General features: G+C 60.9%; 12 protein-coding genes and 2 pseudogenes. 10 read left to right on the top strand and 4 right to left on the bottom strand.

From position 1 onward, the window contains the following. The first annotated feature begins 53 nt into the window (after window positions 1-53). Window positions 54-2,078, top strand: coding sequence for a TIR domain-containing protein (locus OKA05_RS24190; RefSeq protein WP_264489784.1), 2,025 nt, complete (start codon window positions 54-56; stop codon window positions 2,076-2,078). 16 nt (window positions 2,079-2,094) lie between these two features. Here OKA05_RS24190 and OKA05_RS24185 read toward each other — a convergent pair whose 3' ends face one another. Further along, on the bottom strand, window positions 2,095-6,696 hold the full coding sequence (locus tag OKA05_RS24185; protein WP_264489783.1) for an outer membrane protein assembly factor BamB family protein: 4,602 nt from the start codon (window positions 6,694-6,696) through the stop codon (window positions 2,095-2,097). Between the two features lie 455 nt (window positions 6,697-7,151). Between OKA05_RS24185 and OKA05_RS24180 the strand changes: the two genes are divergently transcribed. Beyond that, a complete protein-coding gene (locus OKA05_RS24180) occupies window positions 7,152-8,219 on the top strand; it encodes an integrase core domain-containing protein (protein ID WP_264489782.1) in 1,068 nt (355 codons plus the stop codon). On the opposite strand, the gene OKA05_RS29490 is transcribed toward OKA05_RS24180, so the two are convergent. Next, on the bottom strand, window positions 8,198-8,581 hold the full coding sequence (locus OKA05_RS29490) for a DUF4259 domain-containing protein (protein WP_369335614.1): 384 nt from the start codon (window positions 8,579-8,581) through the stop codon (window positions 8,198-8,200). The genes OKA05_RS24180 and OKA05_RS29490 overlap by 22 nt on opposite strands. Window positions 8,582-8,608: 27 nt before the next feature. After that, window positions 8,609-9,025 (bottom strand): hypothetical protein, encoded by a 417-nt coding sequence (locus OKA05_RS24175; RefSeq protein WP_264489781.1) that lies wholly within the window; start codon window positions 9,023-9,025, stop codon window positions 8,609-8,611. Between the two features lie 817 nt (window positions 9,026-9,842). Between OKA05_RS24175 and OKA05_RS24170 the strand changes: the two genes are divergently transcribed. The 8 genes and pseudogenes from OKA05_RS24170 to OKA05_RS29485 all read left to right on the top strand — a co-directional run. After that, window positions 9,843-10,685, top strand: coding sequence for a tetratricopeptide repeat protein (locus OKA05_RS24170; RefSeq protein ID WP_264489780.1), 843 nt, complete (start codon window positions 9,843-9,845; stop codon window positions 10,683-10,685). A 39-nt stretch (window positions 10,686-10,724) separates the two neighbouring features. After that, complete coding sequence (locus tag OKA05_RS24165; RefSeq protein WP_264489779.1) at window positions 10,725-15,017, top strand: Ig-like domain-containing protein; 4,293 nt, start codon at window positions 10,725-10,727, stop codon at window positions 15,015-15,017. A 156-nt stretch (window positions 15,018-15,173) separates the two neighbouring features. Beyond that, window positions 15,174-15,848, top strand: a complete 675-nt coding sequence (locus tag OKA05_RS24160; protein ID WP_264489778.1) for a hypothetical protein — start codon at window positions 15,174-15,176, stop codon at window positions 15,846-15,848. Window positions 15,849-15,869: 21 nt separating this feature from the next. Next, a complete protein-coding gene (locus tag OKA05_RS24155; protein ID WP_264489777.1) occupies window positions 15,870-16,433 on the top strand; it encodes a hypothetical protein in 564 nt (187 codons plus the stop codon). 38 nt (window positions 16,434-16,471) lie between these two features. Beyond that, entirely contained in the window at window positions 16,472-17,491 is a 1,020-nt protein-coding gene (locus OKA05_RS24150) for a S1C family serine protease (RefSeq protein ID WP_264489776.1), read from the top strand. Between the two features lie 201 nt (window positions 17,492-17,692). After that, complete coding sequence (locus OKA05_RS24145) at window positions 17,693-23,110, top strand: endonuclease/exonuclease/phosphatase family protein (protein WP_264489775.1); 5,418 nt, start codon at window positions 17,693-17,695, stop codon at window positions 23,108-23,110. A gap of 404 nt (window positions 23,111-23,514) precedes the next feature. Continuing rightward, window positions 23,515-23,901 carry a hypothetical protein gene (locus OKA05_RS24140; RefSeq protein WP_264489774.1) on the top strand — a complete coding sequence of 129 codons (387 nt, stop codon included), beginning with the start codon at window positions 23,515-23,517 and terminating at the stop codon, window positions 23,899-23,901. 275 nt (window positions 23,902-24,176) lie between these two features. Then, window positions 24,177-24,431: pseudogene (locus OKA05_RS29485) on the top strand (OmpA family protein); the annotation flags it as partial. A 299-nt stretch (window positions 24,432-24,730) separates the two neighbouring features. Here the strand turns inward: OKA05_RS29485 and OKA05_RS24135 are convergent. Then, window positions 24,731-24,827, bottom strand: a pseudogene (locus OKA05_RS24135) (IS5/IS1182 family transposase); the annotation flags it as partial.

Genomic DNA, 24,827 nt, shown 5'->3' with positions numbered 1-24,827 from the left:
CTTTTGAAATGGATTGTCAGCGGGAGACCGATCAAGCTCGGCAGGTAATCCCGATGAAAAACCTCCCTCTGATCGTCCACATAATATTCCATCCCGGCTCCGCCGGAGCCCGGGATCTGGCGCGGCATATTCATCGCCAGCTCAATGTCGATCCCATGGTACCGGGTTTGCGGGTACCAACTATCTTTTGCGAAGGCCAACAAGGTAACAAGCCGCCTCTGAAATTCCGCCTGGGGCATGCCGAGCGAACGGTCGTCGTGGTCTTGGCGGATGACGTGATCAATCTGGACGACGAATGGTGCAGCTTCATCGGCGACGTTTGGGAGCATTGCCTGAAAGCCTCGGCACGGTTCGTGCCATTCCAGCTCGCGAAGGGGGCTTGGCCCCTAGATCCGCGGCTCGAGAAGGTCAACTTCGCCCGGGCTTATTCATTCGCCGACGATCAAGCCCGACGGCCTTGGATCGTGCAGCGCATCGTGGTCGAGGTCTGCCGCTATCTAAGCGACCTGGACCCGGTGGACGAGGCGGGAAAAAAGTCACCGGTTCCCATCAAGATTTTCTTGAGCCACACCAAGCTCGACCTGGGACACGATCCATACATCACCAACAAAGTGCTCGACTGCCTCAAAGCGGATCAGCCGATCGAGGCGTGGGTCGACTCCGGAAGCATCTTGGTCGGCTCCTTGTTCGGGCAGGAGATTGAAAGCGGGATCAAAAACACCTCGCTGCTTGTGCTTCTCACGGACTCCTACGCGACGCGCGAGTGGTGCCGCGAGGAGATCCTGCTGGCGAAGGAGCATCAGCGTCCCGTGGCAGTGATTGATGCACTTAAGGAATATGAAAGCAGGAGCTTCCCTTATCTGGGCAATGTCCCGCGCATCCGCTGGGACGATGACCCCCAGAAAGGAATCGATCTCGTCCTGAAGGAGACGCTGAGGCATTTGCACGACCATGCCCTGCTGGAGCGGTGGAAGGTAGCGGATGATATAATCTTCGCGAGACCGCCGGAGTTCGCTACCCTAGCCGGCATGACACACGGCAGCCGAATCCTCTATCCAGACCCGCCGGTCGGCGAAGGCGAGAAGAGGCGGCTCGAGAGAACCGGCGTGCTTTTCGAAACTCCGCTGCAGCGCTTGGCCAGCGACCGGTCTCTCCAAGGATTGAAAATCGGCCTCTCGATGTCTGAAAGCACCGATATCGCGCTGTATGGAATGGACAACCTGCATCTGGAAGAGTGCATGGCGGAGCTCTCACGCTACCTGCTGATCAAAGGCGCGACACTTGCTTACGGCGGGCATCTCGGGTCCGAGGGATACACCCGGCGCTTGATCGAACTAGTCAGCACTTACAACACTAACCGGGCACACGGCACAGCGGCCTTGGACAGGATTGTCAACTATCGGGGCTGGCCACTGCTCGATCTAGCCGAGGCCCAAAGATCGGAGCTCAAGCCCCTCTGTCAGACCGTGCTTCTCCCGCGCCCTGCGGACGTAGATGAATCGCTTCATCCTGAGATCTGCAAGCAAGCGCCCTCCTTCGCCGCGACGGATTCCGCGGAACACCGATTCGCCTGGGCACGGGGGATGACCGAGATGAGGGAATTCCAAGCAGATCGCACCAAGAGCGGGGTTGCGGCCATGATCGTCCTAGGAGGGCGATTCGGTCCCACGGTGAGAACCGACAAGGACGGCAACAAAAGCGAGGAATGGTACTCCGGGCGGATTCCAGGAGTGTTGGAGGAGGTCCTGCTCGCCATCAAGCTTGGGCAACCGGTCTTTCTCATCGGGGCCTTCGGCGGGGTGGCTGAGTTGGTCATCGACCTGCTCCGCGGCGAGGACCGGATGGAAGCGACTTGGGACTATCAAAAGAATGCACCCCATTCCGTGAAAATGCGGGAACTCTATGAAAGACGCGGGATTGGGTGGGTGGACTATCCGGAGATCGTCGCGACGATTCGCGCCAAGGGCATTGCAGGGATAAATCCGCTGCTAACTGAAGAAGAGCAGCACGAGCTATTCGACACTGTGAGCTACGCACGCATCGTCGAGTTGATCCTTGCGGGCTTGGGGAAGCTCTAGCTTGCCCTGCTTTGCCTTACTCTGGCGGCTCCTCTTCGCTTTCCAGATCCTTCGTGATACGACCGGTCAGGTCGTGTTCCGCGCCGAGATACTTCGTCGCCAAATCGCGGGTTTCCTTCAAGAGAGCCAAACCCTCAGCACGCTCCCCACCAGCACGGAGGACGATGGAAAGCTCATGCATCGAGCGCAAGGTAAGCGGATTCTTAGGCAGGAGGTTCTTCTTCCGGGCATCGACGACGAAACGCAATTGGTCGGCGGCCTCCTTGTACTGTTTGTTGCGGAAATACTTCCCGGCAATCTGGGATGCGAAATCGCAGGCCTCCCGGCTGTCGCTTCCGTGCAATTGTTGGATGAGTCGAAAGGATTCCTTGGCCTGCTTGAACGCATCTTCCAGCCGATTGCATTCCGTTAACAACGCCTCTCGCAGACACAGAACCATGATTTCAAGCTTCGAGACCGTGCCATCGAAGCGCTGGACGACAGGAAGCACACGATCGATTTCGCCGAGGGCCTCATCCGGCTTTCCCTCCGCAATGAGCAGATTGCACAGGGGTTGCAGGGTTTCCATGATGTCCTCGGCAAGTAGTCCCGGCTTGGTGCGGCATTCTGCAAGATGCTGACGTAGGATGTCCCGAGCCTCGGGAGACCGGTTATCCTCCACCAGCGCCTTGACCAAAGCGGTGCGGATCTCCCGGGCCTTCGCAGGAGCAGAGTGATCATCTTTCTCCACGAGTTCATGCGCTCGGATCAGTGAGTCGCGAGCCGCTTGTTTCTCACCAGCGTCTGTCAGCAGGCGCGCCTTCGCCAAGAAGATATCGGCATGGACGAGGGATTCAGCTTCGCTCGTGGCGATGATCTTCCGGGCGATGGCGGTATCCTTCGCTTCCAGCGCCATCGCCGCGGCCAAGCCAAAGTGTCTGGCACGCGTGGATTCATCATAGGCCTTGGCGTCTGCCGCGGCGAGCCGGGACAGACCCCACTCGCGGAGCCAGGTGGCGCGCCCATCATTCTCGCTTATCGAGGCGAGTCCGAATCCGGCCAATGGATGCCACGGGGCGGCATGATAGGCATTCCAAACCTTGGTCTCCTCCGAACTCTGGAAAAGCTGCTCCGCGACGTCCACCAGCTTCACCGAGGACGAAGGGGACACCGATCTGTCTTCCCGCGCCCTGAACAACCAGCCAAGCATCCGGCCATAAGCATCGCTCTGTCCGGTGCTAGCAGCCAAGGGCAGGAGGCTATATTCGTTTCTCAACACTTCCAAGGCTGCAGAGGTCTGGCTCGGGGTATCCAGCTCCGCGAGCCCGCTCCTAACGGTATGCCACCCCTGTGATTGCAGCAGTTGATTCGAGAACCAAGAGGGCACAGGGCGGTCGAATCGAGAGTTCTCCACCACGTCACAGGCTATGCCGAAGCGTCCCACGACATAATTGTAGCCATCCGAATCTTCGCTGGACAGAAGCAGCTTGTCGGCGTGATTCCGGCGGAACATTTCCCTTCCCGAGCGGATGTCCAAGCCGTAGCTATGCGGCCCGCCGCAAGCGATAATCACCCCACTCTCCGCGACGACACGAAGGTCAATGATTTCATCTAGATCTTTCCGCCAAATCTCTTCCCCTGACGCGCCCTCCAAGGCCCAGAGTTTCCCATTACTACCCACGAGGCAGATATCGCCGGGACATTCAGCCAAGAAGATGATTTCCTCATCGAAGCGGCCTTCCCACCCGGATCCCGATGAGCCCGCAGGAAGTGCTCTGACCATGCCGCCACTGCAAGAGTAGAGTCGACTCCCTTCGACCGACCACGCGGTGAACTTGGAGCTCTCTATCCCTTCAAAGGAGAAGAGCGGCTCCAGCGAAGGCCATTTCAGCAGTTGGACAGTTCCAGCCGTCCGCGCGAGAAGCTTCCCGTCCCTGCCTATCGCAACGGTGTCCAACTTTTTGAAGAAAGCGGATGCAGCCGGATCCGGTGCCCCCGTGTCAATGCGCCAGGCACCGGCACCAGCGACCGCAACGACTTGATTCAAGAAGAGTGGCTTAACTGCAAACGCGTCGCGCTTTCCCTCAAAACGCAGTTGTTGGCTCCAGCGGTGGCAGCCAGTATCAGCGTCCACCAGATTCAGATAGAGCGAGCTTGATCCCTTGATGAGGATGTTCTCCATTCCTTCCAGGAGATGATCTCCTGTAGATCCACCCTTTACAGTGAAGGCAAGAACCTTTCCGTCTTCAGAATACATCGCATGATGGATACTCTCCTCGAAATCACGGGACCAAATGAGATTCCCTGAAGGAAAATCCGCGCAACACAGACGTTTGTCGTCTCCGCCATATGCCAAGCGCCCCGTGCCTCGATGTAGAGCCACGGCCGCTATTGCCAGATTTGCAGGATTTCCCGGGCGACGGCGGTCTGCGAGGCCACCCCACTGCACACTTCTTTCTCCTGAACGGGATGCATTCTCATCTACCTGCCCCGGTTTCGATTGGAACGCATGAAGTGAGGTAGCCATTTCCAAAAGATAGAGGCCCGCTGGATAGCAAGCCACGGCCATGCAGCGATTTCCAGGGGCGAAGGCGATTGATGCAGGAGAATTTGCAAACTCGACGGTATCGATTTTCCTGCCCCTGTCCAAATCCACCAGGGACATACTTTCTCCGTCCCCGTATGCCAAGATGCTGCCATCTTCCGATATGGCCAAAGCTTCACCAACGTGATCCGTAGCAATATGGCCCATCAATTCTCCTGATTCGGCATTGAATATCCGAATCATTGTTTCGGGATCTCCGGCACCCACAAATTGCGAACCTCCGCAGGAAGCCACTTTGCCTCCTTCAGGCGAATAAACTATCCTGCGAAAATTGTGAATCCGATCGCCTTTCTCTTTCAAGTCGAGATCCCACAACTTGGATCCATCTGCCACGGAAACCACTGCACCCGCCAACTCCCGTCCCGAGACCGCCATTCGGGCAGAGTCGCGTGAGAACTGCAGGTCCCACAAGCCGCCTGCGAAGAAGGTCTTGCCCTTTTGGCCTCCGGAGCTGATGTCGATGGTCTCGAGCAAATAGCTGCCGAAAATCGCTGCGGTGCGACCATCAGGACTCAACCGCATTCCGGTGATTCGATCGGTATGGGACTGGAGCGGTGCATTTCTCGTGGACATCGTCGCTAGATCCACGATCTGAAGCTCGGCCTTATACTTATCGACCGGCACTGCTAGCGCCAGCAGAGGGGCTACGGGAGAAGCCGCGAGAGCCAAGACTTTCTCCGGCAAGGTGTGAAGGCGCTCGCCGGTAGCAGCATCGAGAATCAGCAGGGAGCCGGTTTCACCTTCCTCCACCGCCAAAGAGAGGGCCCTGCCATCATGCAAGCGGCATAGGCTACCAGGCTCTCCCGCGACAGCCGTGCTCCAAAGCTGGCGACCCGACTCGGTGGAGTATGCCCGCACGGCGTGGGACTTTGACGCGCCATAAGCGCCGGCGACATAGATTGTCGTTCCATCCGGAGAAAAGCACATGGACTCCTCGCACTCCAGCCCACCAGCGACTTCCACATCCAGCACGCCGATGGTGCGGAAGGGCGTATGGTCGATCAGCAGAGATTCCACCCATTGGGCGGCCGGGAGATTGTCACCGCGCAATTCCAGCGCCTGTCTCGCCCGTGCCATAGCCACCTGCCAGTGGTTGGCGTCGAGTTCCTGCGCGGAGATCGCCAGCTCGTTGTCGCTGGCCTTCTGCAGGAGGAGATCCCCGCGCTCGCGTTGTGAGCGCTCTGCATCGGTCTGACGCCATGCCATGAAACCGAAAACGGAGGCCAAGAGCGCAAAGACTCCCACGGCGGCAAGCCAGCGCCGAAAGACACGCGTCGCGCGGCGGGCTGCCGCCAATTCCCGCTCTTGCAAGCGTCGCGTGAGTTCGTAAGGGTCGACTTTCAGGATGGCGGCGGCGAGCTTCCACTTGGCGGCTTGCAACTTGGCGGCGTATCGCCTCGCCTGCAGCTTTGCCTCCCTAGCGGTAAAGCCCTCGCTCCGGAGACTGGCCACATGAGCTGAAACCGTAGTCCAGCCTTCTTTGCCTGTCTCATCCACTGCTATATCCGCAGCCAGAGGCGAGAATGGCAGGCTCCAATCCAATGAGCCGGTACAATCGACATCACCCAGCCGAAGACTGTCCGGTAGAGATTCGAAATCCGCGACGCCTCCTTCTCCAGCAACTCTCAGGAGGAAGATCCGATCGGCCCTTCCGATTTTCTTGAAAAAGCGGATCTCCTCGGCCACATGAATACTATCCTTGATACCGTCCGTGCAAACAACGATTAGGCATGCACTTTGAAAGAGGCCGTCCTGAATACTCTTGGGAAGACTTGAACTGGCCGCGAGATCGGCTACATCGCGGAAGACCGGGAACAGAGAATCCGGCACCGGCTGACCGGAGGCGTCAGCCCTTCCGCGCAATTCATGAGGGATCTGGAAATCCTCCAGCTCCTTCTGAAGCCATTCAGCCCAATTGCGTCCTGTACCACGATTGTCATCATGCCGATATGATATGAATGCCCTAAATTTCTGATGCATTTTTTCTGCCGGGAATGACAGCCAACGATGAACTCCCAGACCAGTCTTTCCCACGACATCATCGTGACGGCACGATTTCCATGAAAAATCACTTACCTGAATGGGGACTGTACTGAATGGCACGGGATTAAGCCACTTTTCGATATCGTGAGCGGTGCGGAATCTCGACGAATTCGTGCCGCGGTGTGTTGAGCAGGGGGAAAGGTTTGGGGCGGCGTTTGACTGCTCTCGGCTCCCGCCGGAAAGGCCGGTGGTCGATCAGACGGGTCGCCATCATCTCGATGAGGAACCGCAGGTGCTCCGCCCGCTTGCGCGGCTTGTCCACACAAGTGCGGGAGGATTCGTGGGTCGAGGTGGTCAGGTCCAATGCCTCCTTGAAGCTGATGCTCCCGACCGCGTAGTGTCCAGAAATTCAAATGTAGCGGAAGCGACTGCATTAGAGGACTTTGTGGAGTGGATCTTGCTCGTTTCTGGCTTTGCAACGGCTGTCACTCTGCCAGCCTTTTGCGATGGGAATTGGAACCCTCATCCTAGTGACTCTCGCTGGCTGGATCAACCGACAGCAGCAGGACGTCATCGAGTATCTCCGGGAGGAGGTTCGTGTGCTCAGGGAGTTGCATGGGAAGAAGCGCCTGAGATTCTCCGATGATCAACGAAGGCGGCTTGCTCAGAAGGCGAAGCGCCTTGGATTGAGCCGACTCAAGGAGGTGGCCGCGATCGTCTCTCCGCAGACGCTCTTGGCCTGGCATCGGAAGCTGATCGCGTCAAAGTACGATTCGAGTGGTGTCCGTCGAGGGGTTGGCCGTCCTCCGACGGACGAGCATTTACGAGACCTGGTGGTGAGGATGGCGGAGGAGAATCGAAGCTGGGGCTATACCCGAATCCAAGGCTCGCTGGCGAACCTGAGGCATGTAGTCGGTCGCGGAACCATTGCCGGCATCCTGAAGGGGGCGGGAGTGGAGCCCGCTCCGCGACGAGGGAAGGAGACAAGCTGGGCGGAGTTCCTGCGCGTCCACTGGGAGGTCCTCGCTGCCGCGGATTTCTTCACCGTGGAGTTGTGGTCTTGGGGACGTCTTACACGCTATCACGTGTTCTTCGTGATCCGTCTCGCGACCCGGAAGGTCCATATTGCAGGGATCATCCCGGAACCGGACGGGAGGTGGATGAGGCAGGTCGGCCGGAATCTAACCGATTGCCAGGAGGGGTTCCTGCGAGAATGCAGGTTCCTCATCCACGACCGGGCGACCGTATTCACCCGGGAGTTCATATCGATCCTTGGGTGCGCGGGTGTGCAGTCAATCCGCCTTCCTGCCCGGTCGCCCAACCTGAACGCGTTCGCAGAGAGGTTCGTGCGCTCCGTCAAGTCCGAGTGTCTTGATCAATTGATCCTGGTGGGAGAACGATCGCTCCGGCGGGCGGTTGATGAGTTCAGCGCGCACTACCACGAAGAACGGAATCACCAAGGGCTGGAGAACAAGCTGATCGAAGCCAACTTTGCTGCCGGTGAAGCGGGCGAATTGAAGTGTCGGGAGCGCTTGGGAGGCCTGCTCCGCTATTACCACCGCGAGGCCGCATGAAGAGCGGAGTTTGAATTTCTGGACACTACGCCATTGAGTTCCGATGAATCGCTCAGAATCATTTCGATCGCCTTTCGGGATTTCTCCAAAAGCTCTAACGGCACATCTGATGGATTCAGCGAAATCCACTCGTCGAGCCGTTGAGAGTAGGCGTCGCGGCGCCCCCAGTCGCCTCGCAACCGGGCAAGCACTTCACATGCTGCAAGGCATTGACAAGAGAGGCCGCTGTCCAAATGACCATCGTTTGATAAGAACGAATCAGTTTCGACCTCCAATCTTGCAAGGTCGGGGTGTTCGATAAATCCAAATGCCCAATCGCAGGCGGCGTCATTTCCAAAGGTATGTTCTGACCAAGCACCCATAGTCACTGATTCTCCCAACGATCTCACCTATTGGCTGACGAGAAATCTTTTCAAATTACCCCATTCCGCTTGCCCATGGAATGCTGCCACGAATTCTTCCACAGTGCGTTCATCAGCCACGGTCGCTCCCACCCCACTGTTGAATCTCAGATTTCTCCAATGAGGATACCATAGAAGTGGAGTTTTCACCCTGGATCTTTTGAGGATCTTCCAGCGACCGGAGGCAAGATCCCGAGGAAAGGTGAGAAACAAGGAAATGCAGTTGGCTTTGGTGATTGGCTCTATTTCCCCCAGCTCATCCTCAAGAAGTTGACTCGAGATGGAGACAGCGACGGAATTCAGACATTTTTTTTCGATACCCAATACTTGGCCCACACCCCAACCACGCTTCGGCAGAGCGATCGCGAAAAGATCCCCTCTGCCGTATTTATAGCCTCCGGTCATGCCTCCTTATTTGAGTCTGTTCGGAAGGTTTCCAAGGCCATTGTACAAGCTTGTTTGACCGGCCAGCCGTAATTCAAAACTACGGAGATTCTGCCAAGTGACGAGATTTTTCCACCACTAGCAACCCGCCCAGCTCATAATCGATTCATGCTGCTCATCTCCCCAAAGCGAGTCCCTGTGGCTAAGGCTTCGCTTGCGGGAGATAGCGCGTAAAAGCGGGCAACCAACTTGTTTTCAGAGCTTTGAAGCATTTCGGTGCCGTTGCGGTTTCTAGGGCGACAGCAGGCTTGCAGGGGGAACCGGGGCCGAGATTGGTTGCTCGGCCGCGCTATCCTCTACGTGCTCGGGCTCTGGCACCGGCTGGAGGTTGTCCCGGTCGAAGCGGACACCAATTCCACCGAGGACGCGATTTGGCCGACGACACTAATCAAGAAGAACCGGATGCTCGCGGGCGGGCTCCGCGACCCTCCTGATGTCCGCGGAGGTATTGATAGGTGCCGCGGCGAGTTCGGGGAATCCCCACGAGGCGGGGACGATGTCGCTCGAGCCGGTGAGCTTCCCCTAGGCTGCTCTAATTACTACCATCCTAGTAATTAAGAAGGCCCCGCGGGATGCGCCGGGAAGAGGCGGATCCGTAACCTTCTCCGCGGTTACATGCGATCCCGGTGAAGAAAGTGTAACCGCGACAATACCTTCACCTTGGAAGGGTGGAATCCCGGGCAAGCCGGGAGAGAAATCGGGCACCTTGATTCTTCCGATGCCACCTGCGGATACCTCCCCTCCAGCATTTGCGCGCCGGCGTTCCCGCATCCGGCCGGTGATCGCGAGTGCCCTGCTCGTGATGGCCGCGGGTTCGCGTCTCTTCGCGCACGGTGCCTACCACGACGTGGTGAAGGAGATCGAAGGGAAGCTGGCGGTGACTCCCGATGACGCGGCATTGCACTATCGCCTCGCCGAGGCGCATGCGGGTCATGAGGAGTGGTTGCTCTGCCTCGATGAGATCGCGACCGTAGAAGGCCTCGCACCGGGCGAACATCCCACCGGCTACCTGCGCGGCTGGGCCTTGCAGATCGGTGGCAAGGAAAAGGAGGCTAAGGAAGCGCTGGACGCCTTCCTCAGGGATTCCCCCGATCATCCGCAGGCACTGGCCGTGCGTGGACGCGTACGGATGAAGCTGGGCGATACCGAGGGCGCCGCCGCGGACCTTGGCAAAGCCTTGCAACAGCATCCCGATCCGGAATCGGACTTTATCGTGGAGGTCGCCGAAGCCCGCGTGGCGGCACAGGATCCGGTGGCCGCGATCCGTGCGCTGGATGACGGGCTCATCAGGTTCGGCCCGATGCCTCCGCTGCTGCTTGTGGCCTTGAAAGTCGAAACGCAGACCAAGGCGTGGGACGCGGCGCTCAGCCGCATCGACGCCCTGCAGAAGTCCGCCCCCCGGCCCGAGCCGTGGATGGCGAAGCGTGCCGCATTGTTCGCGACCGCGGGCCGGGTCGCCGATGCGCGCGCCGCGTGGACCGCGCTCCGAGACCGCCTGCTCGCCTTGCCGAATCTCGAGCGCGGCACGCCACAGAATCTCCAGCTCCTCAAGGAAGCCCGGCAAGCCCTCGGCGAATCCGCGCCCGAGCCTGTCGTCGCCCCGCCATCCCCCTCTCCCTGATTGATTCCTCTCCTTCCCTAACAACTCCTCCAAATCCCCGTGAGACCTTCCCACAACCTGATCGCCACGCTCCTCGGCCTGTCTCTCACCACCGTGCATGCGGTGGACTTCAGCGGCAGCTATTCGCAAAACTTCGACTCGATGGGCACGTCCGGCACGGCGGCCCCCGCCGGCTGGACCTTCTACGGCGGCATGGGCGGCAGCAATTCAACCTGGGGCTCCTCGATCCCCGCCGCGGATGCCGGGCTAGGCACGGCGAATGCGACGCTCACCGCCAGCACTTCCACTTCCACCAGCAGCAATACAGCCGGCTACAACTATGCATCCAGTAGTTCGACCGCAGACCGTTGCCTGGGCAGTTCGCCCACTTCCGGCCGCGGCGTGGCGTGGCAGCTTTCCCTCACGAATACCGGCACCTCCGCCATCGGCGAGATCGAGCTGGGCTACCTGACGCGCCGCTTCACCGCCCCGTCCGATGCGAACGAGCTGCCCGGCCACCGGGTCTTCTACAGCCTGAACAACGGCTCCACCTGGACCAATGTCGCGGCTCTCAACCCGGTAATCAGCGGCACCACCGGCGTGGTGGTGCCAACCATGGTCGGCGTGACCACCGTGCCGGCGACCAGCATCACGTTCTCCAGCGGCTGGACACCGGGCTCCGTGTTGCTTCTGCGCTGGGCCGATGACAACGCGGCGCAGAGCTCGCCCGACCAGATCATCGGCCTCGACAACGTGATCATCGCCGCGGTCGCTGGCAACACGCTGCCGGAAGTCGCACTGACCGCGCCGTCCACCGGCGCCAGCTACGACGCGCCCGCCACCATCGCCCTGACCGCCACCGCGTCCGATACGGATGGAACGATCTCGAAGGTCGAATTCTACAACGGAGCCACCAAGCTTGGCGAGGACACCACCGAGCCCTACGAGCTTGTCTTGAGCAACGTGATTTCCGGCAGCTACTCCCTCGCGGCGAAGGCCATCGACAATGTTTCCGGCGCGATTACATCCGCGGCAGCGAGTGTCACGGTGACGAATGTGGACAATGTCCTGCCCACCGTGGCGATCACTTCCCCGGTGGATACCTCCACGCGCATCAGCGGCGGCTTCACGATCGAGGCCAGCGCCAGCGATACGGACGGTGCGGTGAGTAAGGTTGAGTTCTATGATGGTGCGACCAAGCTCGGCGAGGACACGAGCGCCCCCTTTGTCTTTGCCTGGGCGAGCCCGGCGATCGGCAGCCACACGCTCACCGCGGTGGCCACAGACAATGACTCCGGTACGACCACGTCCACCGCCGTGGACATCGAGGTGGTCCAGGCACTCTCCGCCACGGTGATCGCGAAGGAGTCCGTCTGGAATTACCTCGACAATGGCAGCGACCAGGGCACCGCGTGGAAAGAGCCCGCCTTCAACGACAGCGCCTGGGCTTCCGGCAAAGGCGTGCTTGGTGGCGGCGACGGCCACATCGACACGATCATCAACATCGGCCCTTCCGGCAACCGCTACATCACGACCTACTTCCGCCGCACCTTCGAGCTGACCGGCGCCGCCGCGGTGCAGGCACTCGATTTCAATATCCTGCGGGACGATGGCGTGGTCGTCTTCATCAACGGTGTGGAGGTGGCCCGCCAGAACCTGCCGGCCGGTCCGATCAATTATCTGACGGACACCCCGGCCATCATCGATGGTTCGGCCGAGAGCACGTATTTCCCGGCAACCGCCTCGCCATTGCCGCCGCTGGTGGAGGGCACGAATGTGATCGCGGTGGAAGTCCACCAGCGCGATGGCAACAGCAGCGATCTCGGCTTCGACTTGGAAATGATCACCCGCGCGCTGCCCGGCGAGGCACCGGAAGTGACCCTCACTTCTCCAGCGGACGATGCCACTTACCAAGCCCCCGCCAGCGTGACCCTCATTGCGGATGCCACCGATAGCGACGGCACCATCGCGAAGGTGGAGTTCTTCGCTGGCGCGACCAAGATCGGCGAGGATACCGAAGCGCCCTTCGCCTTCGAGTGGACGATGGTCCCGCAGGGCAGCTACACGCTGACCGCGAAGGCTACCGACAACCTCGGCCTAGGCAAGACCAGCGAAGCCGCGGATATCGTGGTCACCGCACCCGCAACCGCTGCGCCCGCGGTTTCCATCACGGCACCGGCCAATGAAGCCAGCTACATGGCACCGGCCGTGATCGAGATCACCGCGACTGCGGAAGACAGCGACGGCACGATCGCCAAGGTGGAATTCTTCAATGGCGTCACCAAGCTCGGCGAGGACGACAGCGAACCCTACTCCTTCTCGTGGACCGGCGTGCAGCAGGGAGACTACACGCTGACAGCAAAGGCCACCGACAACATGACCGCCACGGCTATCTCCACCGCGATCACCGTCCACGTGGTCCCGAACCAGCCGCCGCTGATCGCCCCGCTCGCGCCGGTCGATCTCGCCGAGGTGCCGGCCCCGGCCGCCACGCTGCAGGTTTTGCTGGACGACCCGGAAGACCTGCCGCTGACGGTGACCTTCTACGGTCGTCCGAAATCCCCAACTCCCGGAGCGGACTTCACCGTAATCACCCTGCCGGACACGCAGTTCTACTCGGAGAACAATAACAACCGCTTCTCCCAGTTCCTCTCGCAGACGAACTGGATCGTCTCCTCCAAGACCACCCTGAACACCGCCTTCGTGGCCCACATGGGCGACATGGTGCAAAACGGCGACAGCGTGGATGCCGAGTGGCAACGCGCCGACCAGGCGATGGACATCATCGAGGATCCTGCAACAACGCTGCTGACCCATGGCATCCCCTGGGGCGGTGCACCGGGTAATCATGACGGTGGCGGCAGCAAGTGGAACCAGTACTTCGGAAGCGCACGCTGGGCCGGCCGCCCTTACTTTCAGGGGAACTTCGGAGGCAGCAACGTGAATAACTACCAGTTCTTCAGCGCGAGCGGCATGGACTTCATCGTCATCAACCTCGCCTACAACTCCAATACCAACGGCAACCAGGCCGTGATGGATTGGGCGGACGCGCTGTTGAAAGCCTATCCCCAGCGCCGTGCAATCGTCACTAGCCACTGGCTGATCGATTTGGGTAACCAGGCACCATGGGGTGGCCATGGACAGGCGGTCTATGACAACCTGAAGGACAACCCGAATCTCTTCCTGATGCTGTGCGGCCATATCCACGGCGAGGGCCGCCGCCAGGACACGTTCCAAGGGCGCACCGTCCACACCATCCTGCAGGACTACCAGAGCCGCTCCGGCTATCCGGGTGGCCTGGGTGGCGGTGACGGATGGTTGCGTTACTACGTCTTCTCCCCGGCGACCAACACGATCACCGCGAAGACCTACCGCACGACCAGCGGAGCGTATGAGACCGATGCGGACAGCGAATTCACCTTCGCCTACAACATGCAAGCCCCAGCGCCCTGGACGCAGCTCGGCACGGTGGAAGTCCCTGCGGGCGGCAGCGCCGCGCAGGTGGAGTGGACCGGCCTCGCCACCGGGACGGACTACGAATGGTATGTCAGTGTCACCGATGGCGTGACCCCGGTCGGCAGCACCATCCGCAGCTTCAGCGCGGTGACGCCGCCAGCGGTGACCGTCAGCATCACGGCCACGGATGCGCGCGCGGGCGAGTCCGGTGCCGATCAGGAATTGGCACTCACCATCACCCGCAGCGGTTCCACCACGGCGGCGCTGAATGTCCCGCTGCTCTCCAGCGGGACTGCCACGGCGGGCAGCGACTACACCGGCTTCACCGCCAGTGTCACGATCCCGGCGAACGAGAGCAGCGTGGTGCTGCCGCTGACCGCCGTGGCAGACGCAGAGGCAGAGGGTGAGGAGACCGTGATCATCACCCTTGGCAGCAGCCCGGACTTCACCGCCGGCAGTCCTGCCAGTTCGAATGCAATCATTGCCGACCGCCCCGCCCAAGGCTTCTACCACCAGAACATCCCCGATCCCGGCAAGCGCGCCCCGGGTGAAGATGCGGATGCCGATGGTGTCGCAAACGTGATCGAGTACTTCATGGGCACCCTGCCCGGTGACGGCGGTAGCCGCGGCACGCTGGAAGTCCAGGCACCGGGGTCCGGCACGATCAAGATCCGTTACCCACGCGCCTTGAACCGCACCGACGTCACCGCCGCCCTGGAATGGTCCGCCGCCTTGGACGGCACCTGGCATGCCAGCGGTGAAAGCGAGGACGATGTCACGGTGGCCTTCAGCGAGGCAGTCGTTTCCGGTCCGGAAGCCGATCCGGAAACCGTCGAGGCCACCGCTACCATCACCGGCTCCGCGGTGAAGGTCTTCGTCCGCCTGCGCGCGGATTGATCAGGACATTTGACTCGTCCCAGGGAGCGATTTCCCGGGACGGTCCATGGCCGGCGGGCGCGCATGGGCGTCCGCCGGCCATTTTCTTCTGAGGCCGGGTGACCTTACTGGCACCGGGCACCGATTGCGTGGTCCATCGGACCGGGCGAAAGAGACATGATGCATGGGATCCCACTTTGGCTGCTGTCATCGGTGGCGGCGTCGGCGGTGACGGTATTGCAGGTCGATGACTTCAGTGCCGGCCGGGGACAGTGGAGGCGGGGCACGATCAATAACGAAGAGCCGCAATTTCCCGGCGATCCTTATCTGATGCTTACCTCGGATGGCGCGGGTCCGGGAGGCAAGTTGATTACCTTCAATGACGGGCGCTGGGAGGGAAACTATATCTCCGCGGGAGTCTCGAGTTTGTCGCTGGATGCCGTGAATTTCAGCGGGGAACCATTGAGCCTGCGGATCGCTTTCGGCGATACGACGGCACCCTTCGGCGGCAGCGGCACGTGGTGGGTGGCGACGTTCGGAATCCTGCTGGACCCGCAGGCGGGATGGCAGCCGCTCGCGTGGTCGCTGGATGAGTCGTCGTTCACCCGGGTGCAGGGGGAGGGAAGCTTCGGGGAAGTGATGTCGAACGTGAAGACGCTTCGGGTATTGCACGGCGACACGATTTCCCCGATGGGCACGAATGTCGTTGGTGGCTTGGGAATCGACAACGTGCGCGCCATTCCCGAACCCGCGAGCCATGGCATTCTCACCGCGGCCGTCGTGCCATGGCTGCTTCGCCGTCGGCGGGGTCTGGCAGTTTCGTCACGCTCAGCAACTTTGCGACGGCAGTGAAAGATGAGGAGTAGGGGGAAGATGAACCACCCACGCGCCGGTGTGAAAGGCATGCTGCTCCTGTCGTCGGCGAGCGCGCTGATGCTGGCGGCCTTACTGCAAGGCGAGGTCCCCGACAGTGATGCCGCGAAGGGGAAGGCCAAGGTGACGGAAGCCAAGCCTGCTGCCGGCGGGCCGGAGCTCCAGCCGCTGCCCGCCACCGAGCCCTTGGTCGAGCTGGCGCCGTTCATGGGTGAGCTGCAGCGGCTGACCCACAAGCTGGCACTCTCAGCGGACGCGGGAAATTCCGAGCTGGCGAGGTTCTACCTCTACGAGTCGCTGGAGCAGTTCAAGTCGATCCAGGAAGAGGTGCCGGAATACCGCGGCCAGCCGGTGGCCCTGCTGATTGATCGCATGGCCAAGCCCGCGTATGATGCGCTTGAAAAAGCATCGTCCAAGGAGGGTGCCACTGCGGAGGATCTCCGGCAGCCCTTGAACGGAGTCATCGCCGCGTGCAACCAGTGCCATGTGGCGACGCAGCATGGCTTCATCAAGATCACCGCTGGGACCGGGACGAATCCCTTCAACCAGGACTTCAAGCCCTGAGAGTGCCTTCAATTTCTTCCAAGCGATTCCGAGAGTTCATGAAGATTCCCCGCTTGCTACTGGCCGGCCTGAAACTGGTGCTCGGCGTGACATCCGCCACAGCTGCCGATGAACCCCGGCCGAATGTCGTCGCGATCCAGTCCTTCGCGAAGGAAGACGCCGACAAGCCGCAGCGGGAGAGCCTGGGCTTCGTGGTGGAGGAAGATGGCTTTCTCCTGACGAATTACCAGAACCTCATCGACCCTGCGAGCCACCTGCTACTGCCGGTGATCCGGGTGGTAGTGCCGGAAGAAGAGAAGAGCGAGACCTTCGAGGCAACGGTGATCGGCGTGGAACCCACCATCGGCTTGGGCCTCCTGAAGATCGATGCCGGGCGGAAGCTGGCGAAGTCGAATCTCTCCCGCAGCAAGATCGTGCAGTTGGACCAGCCGGTGAGGGCGATTGCCGCGATCAAGGGCGGCACCGCGGAGGAAATCCAGGGCACCGTTGCGGGGCTCAACAACCGTGAATGCTATCAGGAGAATCTCGCCTCGACGATGTTCCGCACGAAGCTGGATATCCCCGTAACGGGCGCGGGCGGTCCGGTGTACAATTCCGATGGCGAGGTGATCGCGATCTACACGGGATTCAAACCTGAAGCCGTGGAAGGGCATGTCGAGAATGAGGCGGAGACCCACGTGCTGCCGATCGCTCTGGCCTTGAACATCTACGAGAGCATCAAGCACAAGAAGAGCCACAAGAGCCCGTGGACAGGATTCTCCGTGAGACCATTGACAACCGAGGAGATGAAAAGGTTTCCAACGGCCAAGGGGCACAAGGGTGGTCTCGGCATCGAGTATGTGTGGCCCGGCAGCCCGGCGGAGAAGATGGGCATCCTTCCCGGGGACATCCTGGTGCAATTTTCCTACAACCGCATCCTGTCGGTGGGGGACTTCCAGAAGTGGCTCTACATGTATGGCGTCGGCCACCCGGTGAAGCTGGTGGTGATCCGGGATGGCGAGTATCTCGTCTCCGACTACATGATCGAGGAACGTCCCGAGTGGGCGAAGCCGAAGTGAAGGCGGCTTGAGATTGTGCAACGCGAGGCACGGGCCCCATGGGCGGCCGGAATGGGTCGGAAACGACACCGGGATTGTGCGATCTGTTAGATAACGGTGACCGTTCCGTGACCATGTGACGCATTCGGCAGGCTAATTCGATTTGCCCCGCGCCATGATTGGATTGGATGAAGGAGCCTATAACTGAACGAACCTCCTTGTATGAAATTTACTAGATCCGTCGTACTTTCGGCATGCTTTGCCGGTCTGGCGCAGGGCCAGTCCCATGTGCAGGGTCCCTCGACCGTCACTCCTCCCTACCTGCGCTCGCATCTCCCGGGCGTAACCGTGAAATCGATCCTGACCACCGGCGATGGCACGGTGCCAAAGACCGGCGGCGGCACAACCCGCCTGGCAGGCATCCCAGACGGGCTCGGCGTCATTGATGGCGACGATCTGACGCCGGCCGAGCCGGGCTACTTCTATCTGCTGGTCAACCATGAGCTTGGCGCGACGCAGGGCATCGCCCGGGCCCACGGCGACATGGGTGCCTTCGTGTCGAAATGGAAGATCGACAAGACCACCCACCAGGTGGTGGAGGGCAGCGATCTCATCCATAGCTTCTTCGACTGGAACGAAGGATCGGGCAACTATGTGCCCGGGCTGGATGGCAGCTTCGACCGCATGTGCTCGGCCGACCTGCCGCCCGCGACCGCGCGCTACCACTCGGCCAGCGGCAAGGGCTCGCAGGAGATCATTTATTTCAACGGCGAGGAAACGACCGGGGGCCGGGCCTATGGCCACGTGGTGACCGGACCAGATGCCGGCAAGAGCTACCATCTGGAGCACCTCGGCTTCGCCGCATTCGAGAACGTGCTGCTCAATTCCTTCGAGCAGGAAAAGACCGTCGCACTCATGATGGATGACGCGGTGGACGGCGAGGTTTACATCTACGTCGGCGACAAGGGCACGACCGGCACCGAGGTGGAGAAGGCCGGCATGGTGGGCGGCAAGCTTTATGCGCTCGCGGTGGTGGGCAAGCCTTACGAGGAAGCCGACGTCATCGCCAATGCCGTGGGCGAATCAGAAACCTTCACGCTGAAGCTGATCGGCCAGCCGGGCAACTACCCGGTGGACGGCAATGACGTGCACGACCGCGGCACCGACACCATCACCCCCCTTGATCCGCTACAGACCTTCGAGAGCCTGAAGATGGGCGGTCCGGAGGATGGTGCCTGGGACACGCGTCCGGGCTTTGAAGATACCTTCTACTTCGTGACAAAGGGCACCAGCTCCGGCGGCCTGACTGCAGTCACCCGCCTGTGGAAGCTTGAGTTCAATGACATCACCAATCCAGCGCTCGGTGGTACGTTGACGAAACTGCTCGACGGTCCGGAGAACCGCCTCGGCAGCCTGGACAACATGTGCTTCGACACCGTCGGCGGCCAGCCGAAGCTCTACATCCAGGAAGACCTGGGCGACGACGCGCGCCTGAGCAAGATCTGGGAATACGACATCACCACCGGCCAGCTTGAGGAGATCGTCGATCACGATGGGTCAAAGTTCTACAATGGCGGCTCCGCCTTCCTCACCACCAACGAGGAAGCCTCCGGCATCGTCAGCTTGCGCGACGTGCTCGGCGAGGGCTGGTTCGCCTCTTCCGTGCAGGTCCACGTGGCCACCGGTTTGCCCAGCCCGACCGAGTTGGTCGAGCACGGCCAACTGGTGCTGCTGAACATCGCCAACCGCGATAGTGACCTGATGCGCGAGCGGGTGGTGGCCTCGGGTGACAACTGGAACTTCCGTGTCGATGGCGTCGATCCGGGTGCCACTTGGAAGAACCTTGGCTTCGCGATCGATGCGAGCTGGAACAAGAGCACCGCAGGCACGGCGATCGGTGCCTCCCCCACGCCGATTGGCTATGGCGAGGCGGCGGGAGTGCTGGCCACGGATGTGGTGCAGCCGCCGACCCCGCGCGCGGCGGCGTCTTACTTCCGCAAGGAATTCGACATCGCCAATCCGGCGGACGTGCTGCTTCTGGATCTCTACATGCGCTACGACGATGGCGCGGTGATCTACGTGAATGGCACGGAGGTCGCCCGCGCGAACATGAACCGCGGTACCGCGGTGACCAATACCACCTTCGGCACGGTGAACGATCCGGCCGAGCGCGATTGGAAGCGGATTTCGATTCCCAAGGAGAGCCTGAACCTGCAGCCGTCCGGCAACGTCATCGCGGTGTCCGTCCACCAGGAGAACAATAGCAGCTCCGATCTGCGGATGGACCTCGAGTTGTTCGCGTGGAAGAAATCCCCGGATGCGGGCACGGCTCCGACCACACCGGCCGGACTGGCCGTCTCCACTCCCACGGATACCACGCTCAATGTCGCGTGGACCGCACAGGCCGGAGTGAAGTTCTTCCGCCTGGAGCGCAAGCTTTCCACCGACCTCACCTGGCAGGTGGTCGCGGATGAGATCCCGGGCAGCTTCACCGGCATCACCGACACCGGCCTGGTCTCGGGAGGTGCCTACAGCTATCGCCTGTGGGCGGTGAACCAGTACGGCGCGAGTGCGACCACCGCGCCAGCCAATGGCACCACGACCTCCACCGCTCTGCCAGTGATCTTCTTCGAGGATTTCTCGTCCACGCCGAACTCCTCTCAGACAGGTCTCTTCACCACCACCGCCGGTGTCAAGACGGTCAGCGTCTCCGCCAACCGGAACTGGTATGTGGCCGGTCCCTTCGGCGCTCTGGGCAAGGTGGCGAACGGCAACGGCTTCGGCAGCGCGCCGGCCGGAACCCCCTCCGATGATTGGCTGCTGCTGCCGCCGATCAATACTCACTTCACCACAGGTGAGACGCTCAGCTTCGTCACCGATGCACGTTTCGGCGACACCGGCCTGACCACGCCTCCAAGCGGCCCGCCAACTGCCAACACTGGTTTGGACGTGCTCGTGTCCACCAACTACAATCCGGCGGTCCACACCGATCCCGGTACAGCGACTTGGTCCCTGCTCAATCCGCAGGCAACCTTTGACTCCGACTTCGCGGCCTTCGGGAGCGGAGTGCCATCCGGGAATGTCGATATCTCCTCTTATGCGGGTGGTGCGGTCACGGTGGCCTTCCGCTACCGGTCCTCGGGTTCGGTATCGAATGCAGCCCGTCACTGGGAAATCACCGACCTCCAGGTGGCTGGCGAGTCAAAGCTGGACATCGAGGCCGGCCTCGCACCGCTGGTGCCGTATAACAGCGCCTCCAGCCTGAACTGGGCCGTTGCCAACATGGCCGGCCGCAATGGTGCCCGTGCCAACAACTTCGGTGCGGACGTTGCGGCCAATGACTGGTTGATCACTCCTTCCTTCGCGACGGTGTTCGACAACATGGCGTTGGCCTTCGATTACCACGAGCGCTTCGCCGACACCGGCAGCATCCCGCAAGGCAAGCCGCTGGCGGTGCTCGTCTCCACCAACTACGTGGACGGTACCGACCCGGCGACCGCCACGTGGACGGACATCACGCCTACGGGCTTGGATGGCTCGGTGAACAATGCCTGGCGCTCGGTGGCGAACATCCCGCTCGGCCTGACCGGCACGAACTGGAATGTCCACATCGCCTTCCGCTACCAGTCCAGCGGCACCGGCAGCAATGGGGCGAAGCAAGTCGGCGTCGACAATATCAGCATCAAGCAGGGTGGCGGTGCGCTCGCGGCGGACTTCACCTTCGCGCAGACCGGTGCGGAAGCCTCCTTCACGCCGACGGTGACCGGAGGCGTGGAGCCCTACACCTACTCGTGGACCTTCGGCGATGCGACGCCGGTGTCCACGTCGCAGAGCCCGAAGCACATCTACCCGAACGGCGCGACCTACTCCGCCACGCTGACCGTAACCGACGGCGCGAGCGGAGCGGTCAATGTGAGCAAAAACGTGCCGGTGAACTTCGGCCAATTTGTGATCCCGGCGCAGGACGGCGACATCCGTGTGGCGACCTTCAACACCGCGATGAACTCGGATGACATCAATGGCAACGCCGGCGATGCCAATGCATTGGGCACAGCACTCGCAAGTGGCACGCACCCCTCGATCAAGAAGGTCGCGGAGGTCATCCAGCGGGTCAGGCCTGACATCGTCCTGCTGAATGAAATCGACCTCGTCTACAGCGGCCAGAACTTCGACGCGGCCGGCACGCTGGCGCGGGTGAATTTGCTGCGCACGAACTACCTCGGCGTGCCCCAGGTGGCCGGGCTGACCAGCGTCCAGTATCCGTATGAATTCATCGGCGGCACCAATACCGGCCTCAAGGCCGGCTACGACCTGCGCAATGATGGCGTGACGGACACGACCCCGGGCGACCAGGGCTACGGCGACGATTCGTTCGGCTTCGGCCAATTCCCCGGCAAATACGGCTTCGTCGTACTTTCCAAGTATCCGATCGATGCAGCGAATGCCCGCACCTTCCAGAAATTCCTCTGGAAGGACATGCCGGGTGCGCTGCTGCCGGAAGATCCGGCGGATACGGATGGCAACGGCAACACGGCGAGCTTCTACAATGCCGATGAGTTGAAGGTCTTCCGCCTCTCCTCGAAGAGCCATTGGGATGTCCCGGTCATCGTCCGCGGCCAGCCGCTCCATCTCCTGTGCAGCCACCCGACGCCGCCGGTCTTCGACGACGGCGAGACGCTGACCCACATGGTGAAGACCGGCTCCCCCGCCACCTTCGCGGACTGGAACGGCCTTCGCAACAACGACGAGATCCGCTTCTGGGCGGACTACGTGAATCCGGCGAACGACGACTACATCTACGATGACTCGCAGATCACCGTCACCGGCGCGGATGCCGCGGGTAATGAGCTCTACACCGGCATCCCCTCGGGCGGCCTCGGTGCGAACAAGCGCTTCGTGATCCTGGGCGACCTGAATGCCGATCCGGTGGATGGCGACTCGTCCTTCGAGGGATCGAACGCGCTGCTCGGCAGTGCCTTGGTTGACACCTCGCTCACGCCGGAAAGCACCGGCGCGCTGCAACAGGTGCCTGCTTCGTTCAACAACGAGTCCACGAAGACCTCGAGCTTCAACCTGCGGGCGGACTTCGCGTTGCCTTCGGCATGGGGCTTCGACCTGAACCAGTCCGGCGTGCACTGGCCGCGCACCGACCATGCGACGGTCTACCTGCTGGATGCCTCCGATCACCGCTCGGTGTGGCTGGACCTCGACCTCAACCTCGAGGGCCAAGCGCCGGAACTCACCAGCTACGATGCCTGGTGGAAGAGCTACCGCTACTTCCTGCCGGGCGATTCGAACAGTGCCCAGAGTGCGAACCCGGATGCGGACAGCGGCGACAACTTCTTCGAGTTCGCCTTTGCCGGAGATCCGAACAAGTCCGACGGGGCACCTTCCTTGGTGGAAAAGGGCCCGGGCGGGCTGGAGTATGTCTTCCGCCGCAATCGTGGGGCGAACCTCGACTTCGGATTCCAGATCTCGGAGACGCTGGCGAACCCATGGACCCCGCTTGTCGAAGGAGTGGATTACGAGGTGCTTTCCTCTGTGATCGACCCGGCTGACTTCAACAAGCAGACGCTGCGCATTCGCCTGCTCAATCCGCCGATCGGAAAGGCGTTCCTTCGCCAAACCGCCGACGAATAAACGGACTGCCTCTTCGGTTTCTTCAGGTCCGGTGCTCTCCTAGGGACACCGGACCTTTTTTCTTCCGCATGGCTTGTTCGAGCGGCTGGCTTATACCTCCTTCTTTACCGAATCGCGCCATTCAGCGGCGTGCCCCCAAAAAAGTTGGTCCTGACTTACTTGAGGTTTATGACTTTCGCTTGGCTGATACCCACGACAAGCTGCCAAGCTCTGCAACGCCCTGAAACAGGGTGCTACCCAAGGGAGCGCACCGGCACCCCAGGACTTTACGTCCGCGAACCCGGTGGCGGTTCTTCTCGCTTTTCTCCTGCGTTCGCGGCGCGGTAGTGAAGCATCAAAGCGTTGCGGCGACTTCTGCCACAGACTTGGAGCCCAGTTCCCCTCTTGATGCTCTTCCATTTGCCATGAACCTGCATTTACACTTGCGCCCGCGTAATCTCTGGAAGTCGATCTCCTTCTGGCTGGGAATCCTCTCTCTAGCGTTCATCGGCTGGGCATCGTGGGATTCCGGCCGACTTGTTTCCGGCGGCACTTGGCACGAGTGGACCCTCATGCGGCGCGACCATCATACTATCTTGACGCGATGGCCCGGAAAGCACTTCGAAGGGCTTTCCGTGGGCCGAGACCCCAATGATTACGTCTTAACTGTCGGTGAGATGGCAGCGCGATGGAGGCAGGCTGGCGGGGAGGTCCGCGTGATGCCGGATCTTGTGATGGCGATCATCGTGCTAATCATCTGGGCGGGCTGGCTGGCGTGGAGACAGCGTCGGTGGAAGACGCCAATCCAGTAAGGCGTAGTCATCAAGCCGGCGGCTAACGCCGCGGGAAGTCTACGACATCCACTGCCTCTCCATTGAGAAATGGAGAGAGTGAGAATCAGCCCCCTCTATTCGAACTCCGCTTCGAGTTTCCGGGCGGGGACTCTCACACCATCTCGCATGCGAAAGTAGTAATCATCCTCATCGATCGAGAAGTAAGCGGGAACGGAAGGATTCCCGGGAGACTGCTGCCATAGCTTGGACAGGTAGACACGTTTGATCTCAATGCGCTTGGCGACCTCGAACGCGTTCCCCAACAGATTGCCAAGGACTTTGCTTCCGCGAAGGTCGTCATCCTGGGATTCACCGACAACACGGGTGGGGCAGAGATCAATCTCCCCTTGTCTCGGCGGCGCGCCGAGACAGTAGCAGCTTCCCTGCGGCCCTCGGGATTGGATGCCAAGACCGCGGGGCTGGAAGATCAGTTCCCGATCGACGCAAATGACAATGATGCCGGAAAGGCACGCAACCGTCGCTCTGAGGTGTGGCTTGTGATTCCCTAGCCGCCATTATCCTATGATCCCCTTCCTTATCGGTGCCTACGCTGCGGTTGGAATCGCGTGCGTGATAGCCGCGCGGCACCAACTATCGGACGAGCTGAAACAAATCAGCCGCCTAAGTTCGACCTTGGACGTCGATACCTTGTGGGACCCGATCTATCGGATGTCGGCGAAAGCCTGGTTGAAGGAGAACTCATTTCCCACGGCTTCCCATGCAGGAATTCTTCTCGTCGCCTTGAGGGGCGGATGGGTGGGTGGTAAATTGCCGACCATGGGGGAGTTGCACTCCATGGCACTACGGAAACCTTCAGCGCGAGGATGGAGCCCAGCGTGTCTACCAGGACGTGTCTCTTTCTTCCTGTAATTTTCTTACCCGCATCAAAGCCACGAAGTCCGGGT

It is taken from the genome of Luteolibacter arcticus (genome assembly GCF_025950235.1).
GTDB lineage: Bacteria > Verrucomicrobiota > Verrucomicrobiia > Verrucomicrobiales > Akkermansiaceae > Haloferula > Haloferula arctica.
The sequence above is the reverse complement of the archived record's forward strand: the minus strand, read 5'-3'. Positions and strand labels throughout refer to the sequence as shown.

What these genes read in the sequence shown, in the direction of transcription:
- OKA05_RS24190 (WP_264489784.1), top strand. Translation starts at nt 54, where the DNA reads ATGAAAAACCTCCCTCTGATCGTCCACATAATATTCCATCCCGGCTCC.
- OKA05_RS24180 (WP_264489782.1), top strand. Translation starts at nt 7,152, where the DNA reads ATGGGAATTGGAACCCTCATCCTAGTGACTCTCGCTGGCTGGATCAAC.
- OKA05_RS29490 (WP_369335614.1), bottom strand. Translation starts at nt 8,581, where the DNA reads ATGGGTGCTTGGTCAGAACATACCTTTGGAAATGACGCCGCCTGCGAT.
- OKA05_RS24175 (WP_264489781.1), bottom strand. Translation starts at nt 9,025, where the DNA reads ATGACCGGAGGCTATAAATACGGCAGAGGGGATCTTTTCGCGATCGCT.
- OKA05_RS24160 (WP_264489778.1), top strand. Translation starts at nt 15,174, where the DNA reads ATGATGCATGGGATCCCACTTTGGCTGCTGTCATCGGTGGCGGCGTCG.
- OKA05_RS24155 (WP_264489777.1), top strand. Translation starts at nt 15,870, where the DNA reads ATGAACCACCCACGCGCCGGTGTGAAAGGCATGCTGCTCCTGTCGTCG.
- OKA05_RS24150 (WP_264489776.1), top strand. Translation starts at nt 16,472, where the DNA reads ATGAAGATTCCCCGCTTGCTACTGGCCGGCCTGAAACTGGTGCTCGGC.
- OKA05_RS24145 (WP_264489775.1), top strand. Translation starts at nt 17,693, where the DNA reads ATGAAATTTACTAGATCCGTCGTACTTTCGGCATGCTTTGCCGGTCTG.
- OKA05_RS24140 (WP_264489774.1), top strand. Translation starts at nt 23,515, where the DNA reads ATGAACCTGCATTTACACTTGCGCCCGCGTAATCTCTGGAAGTCGATC.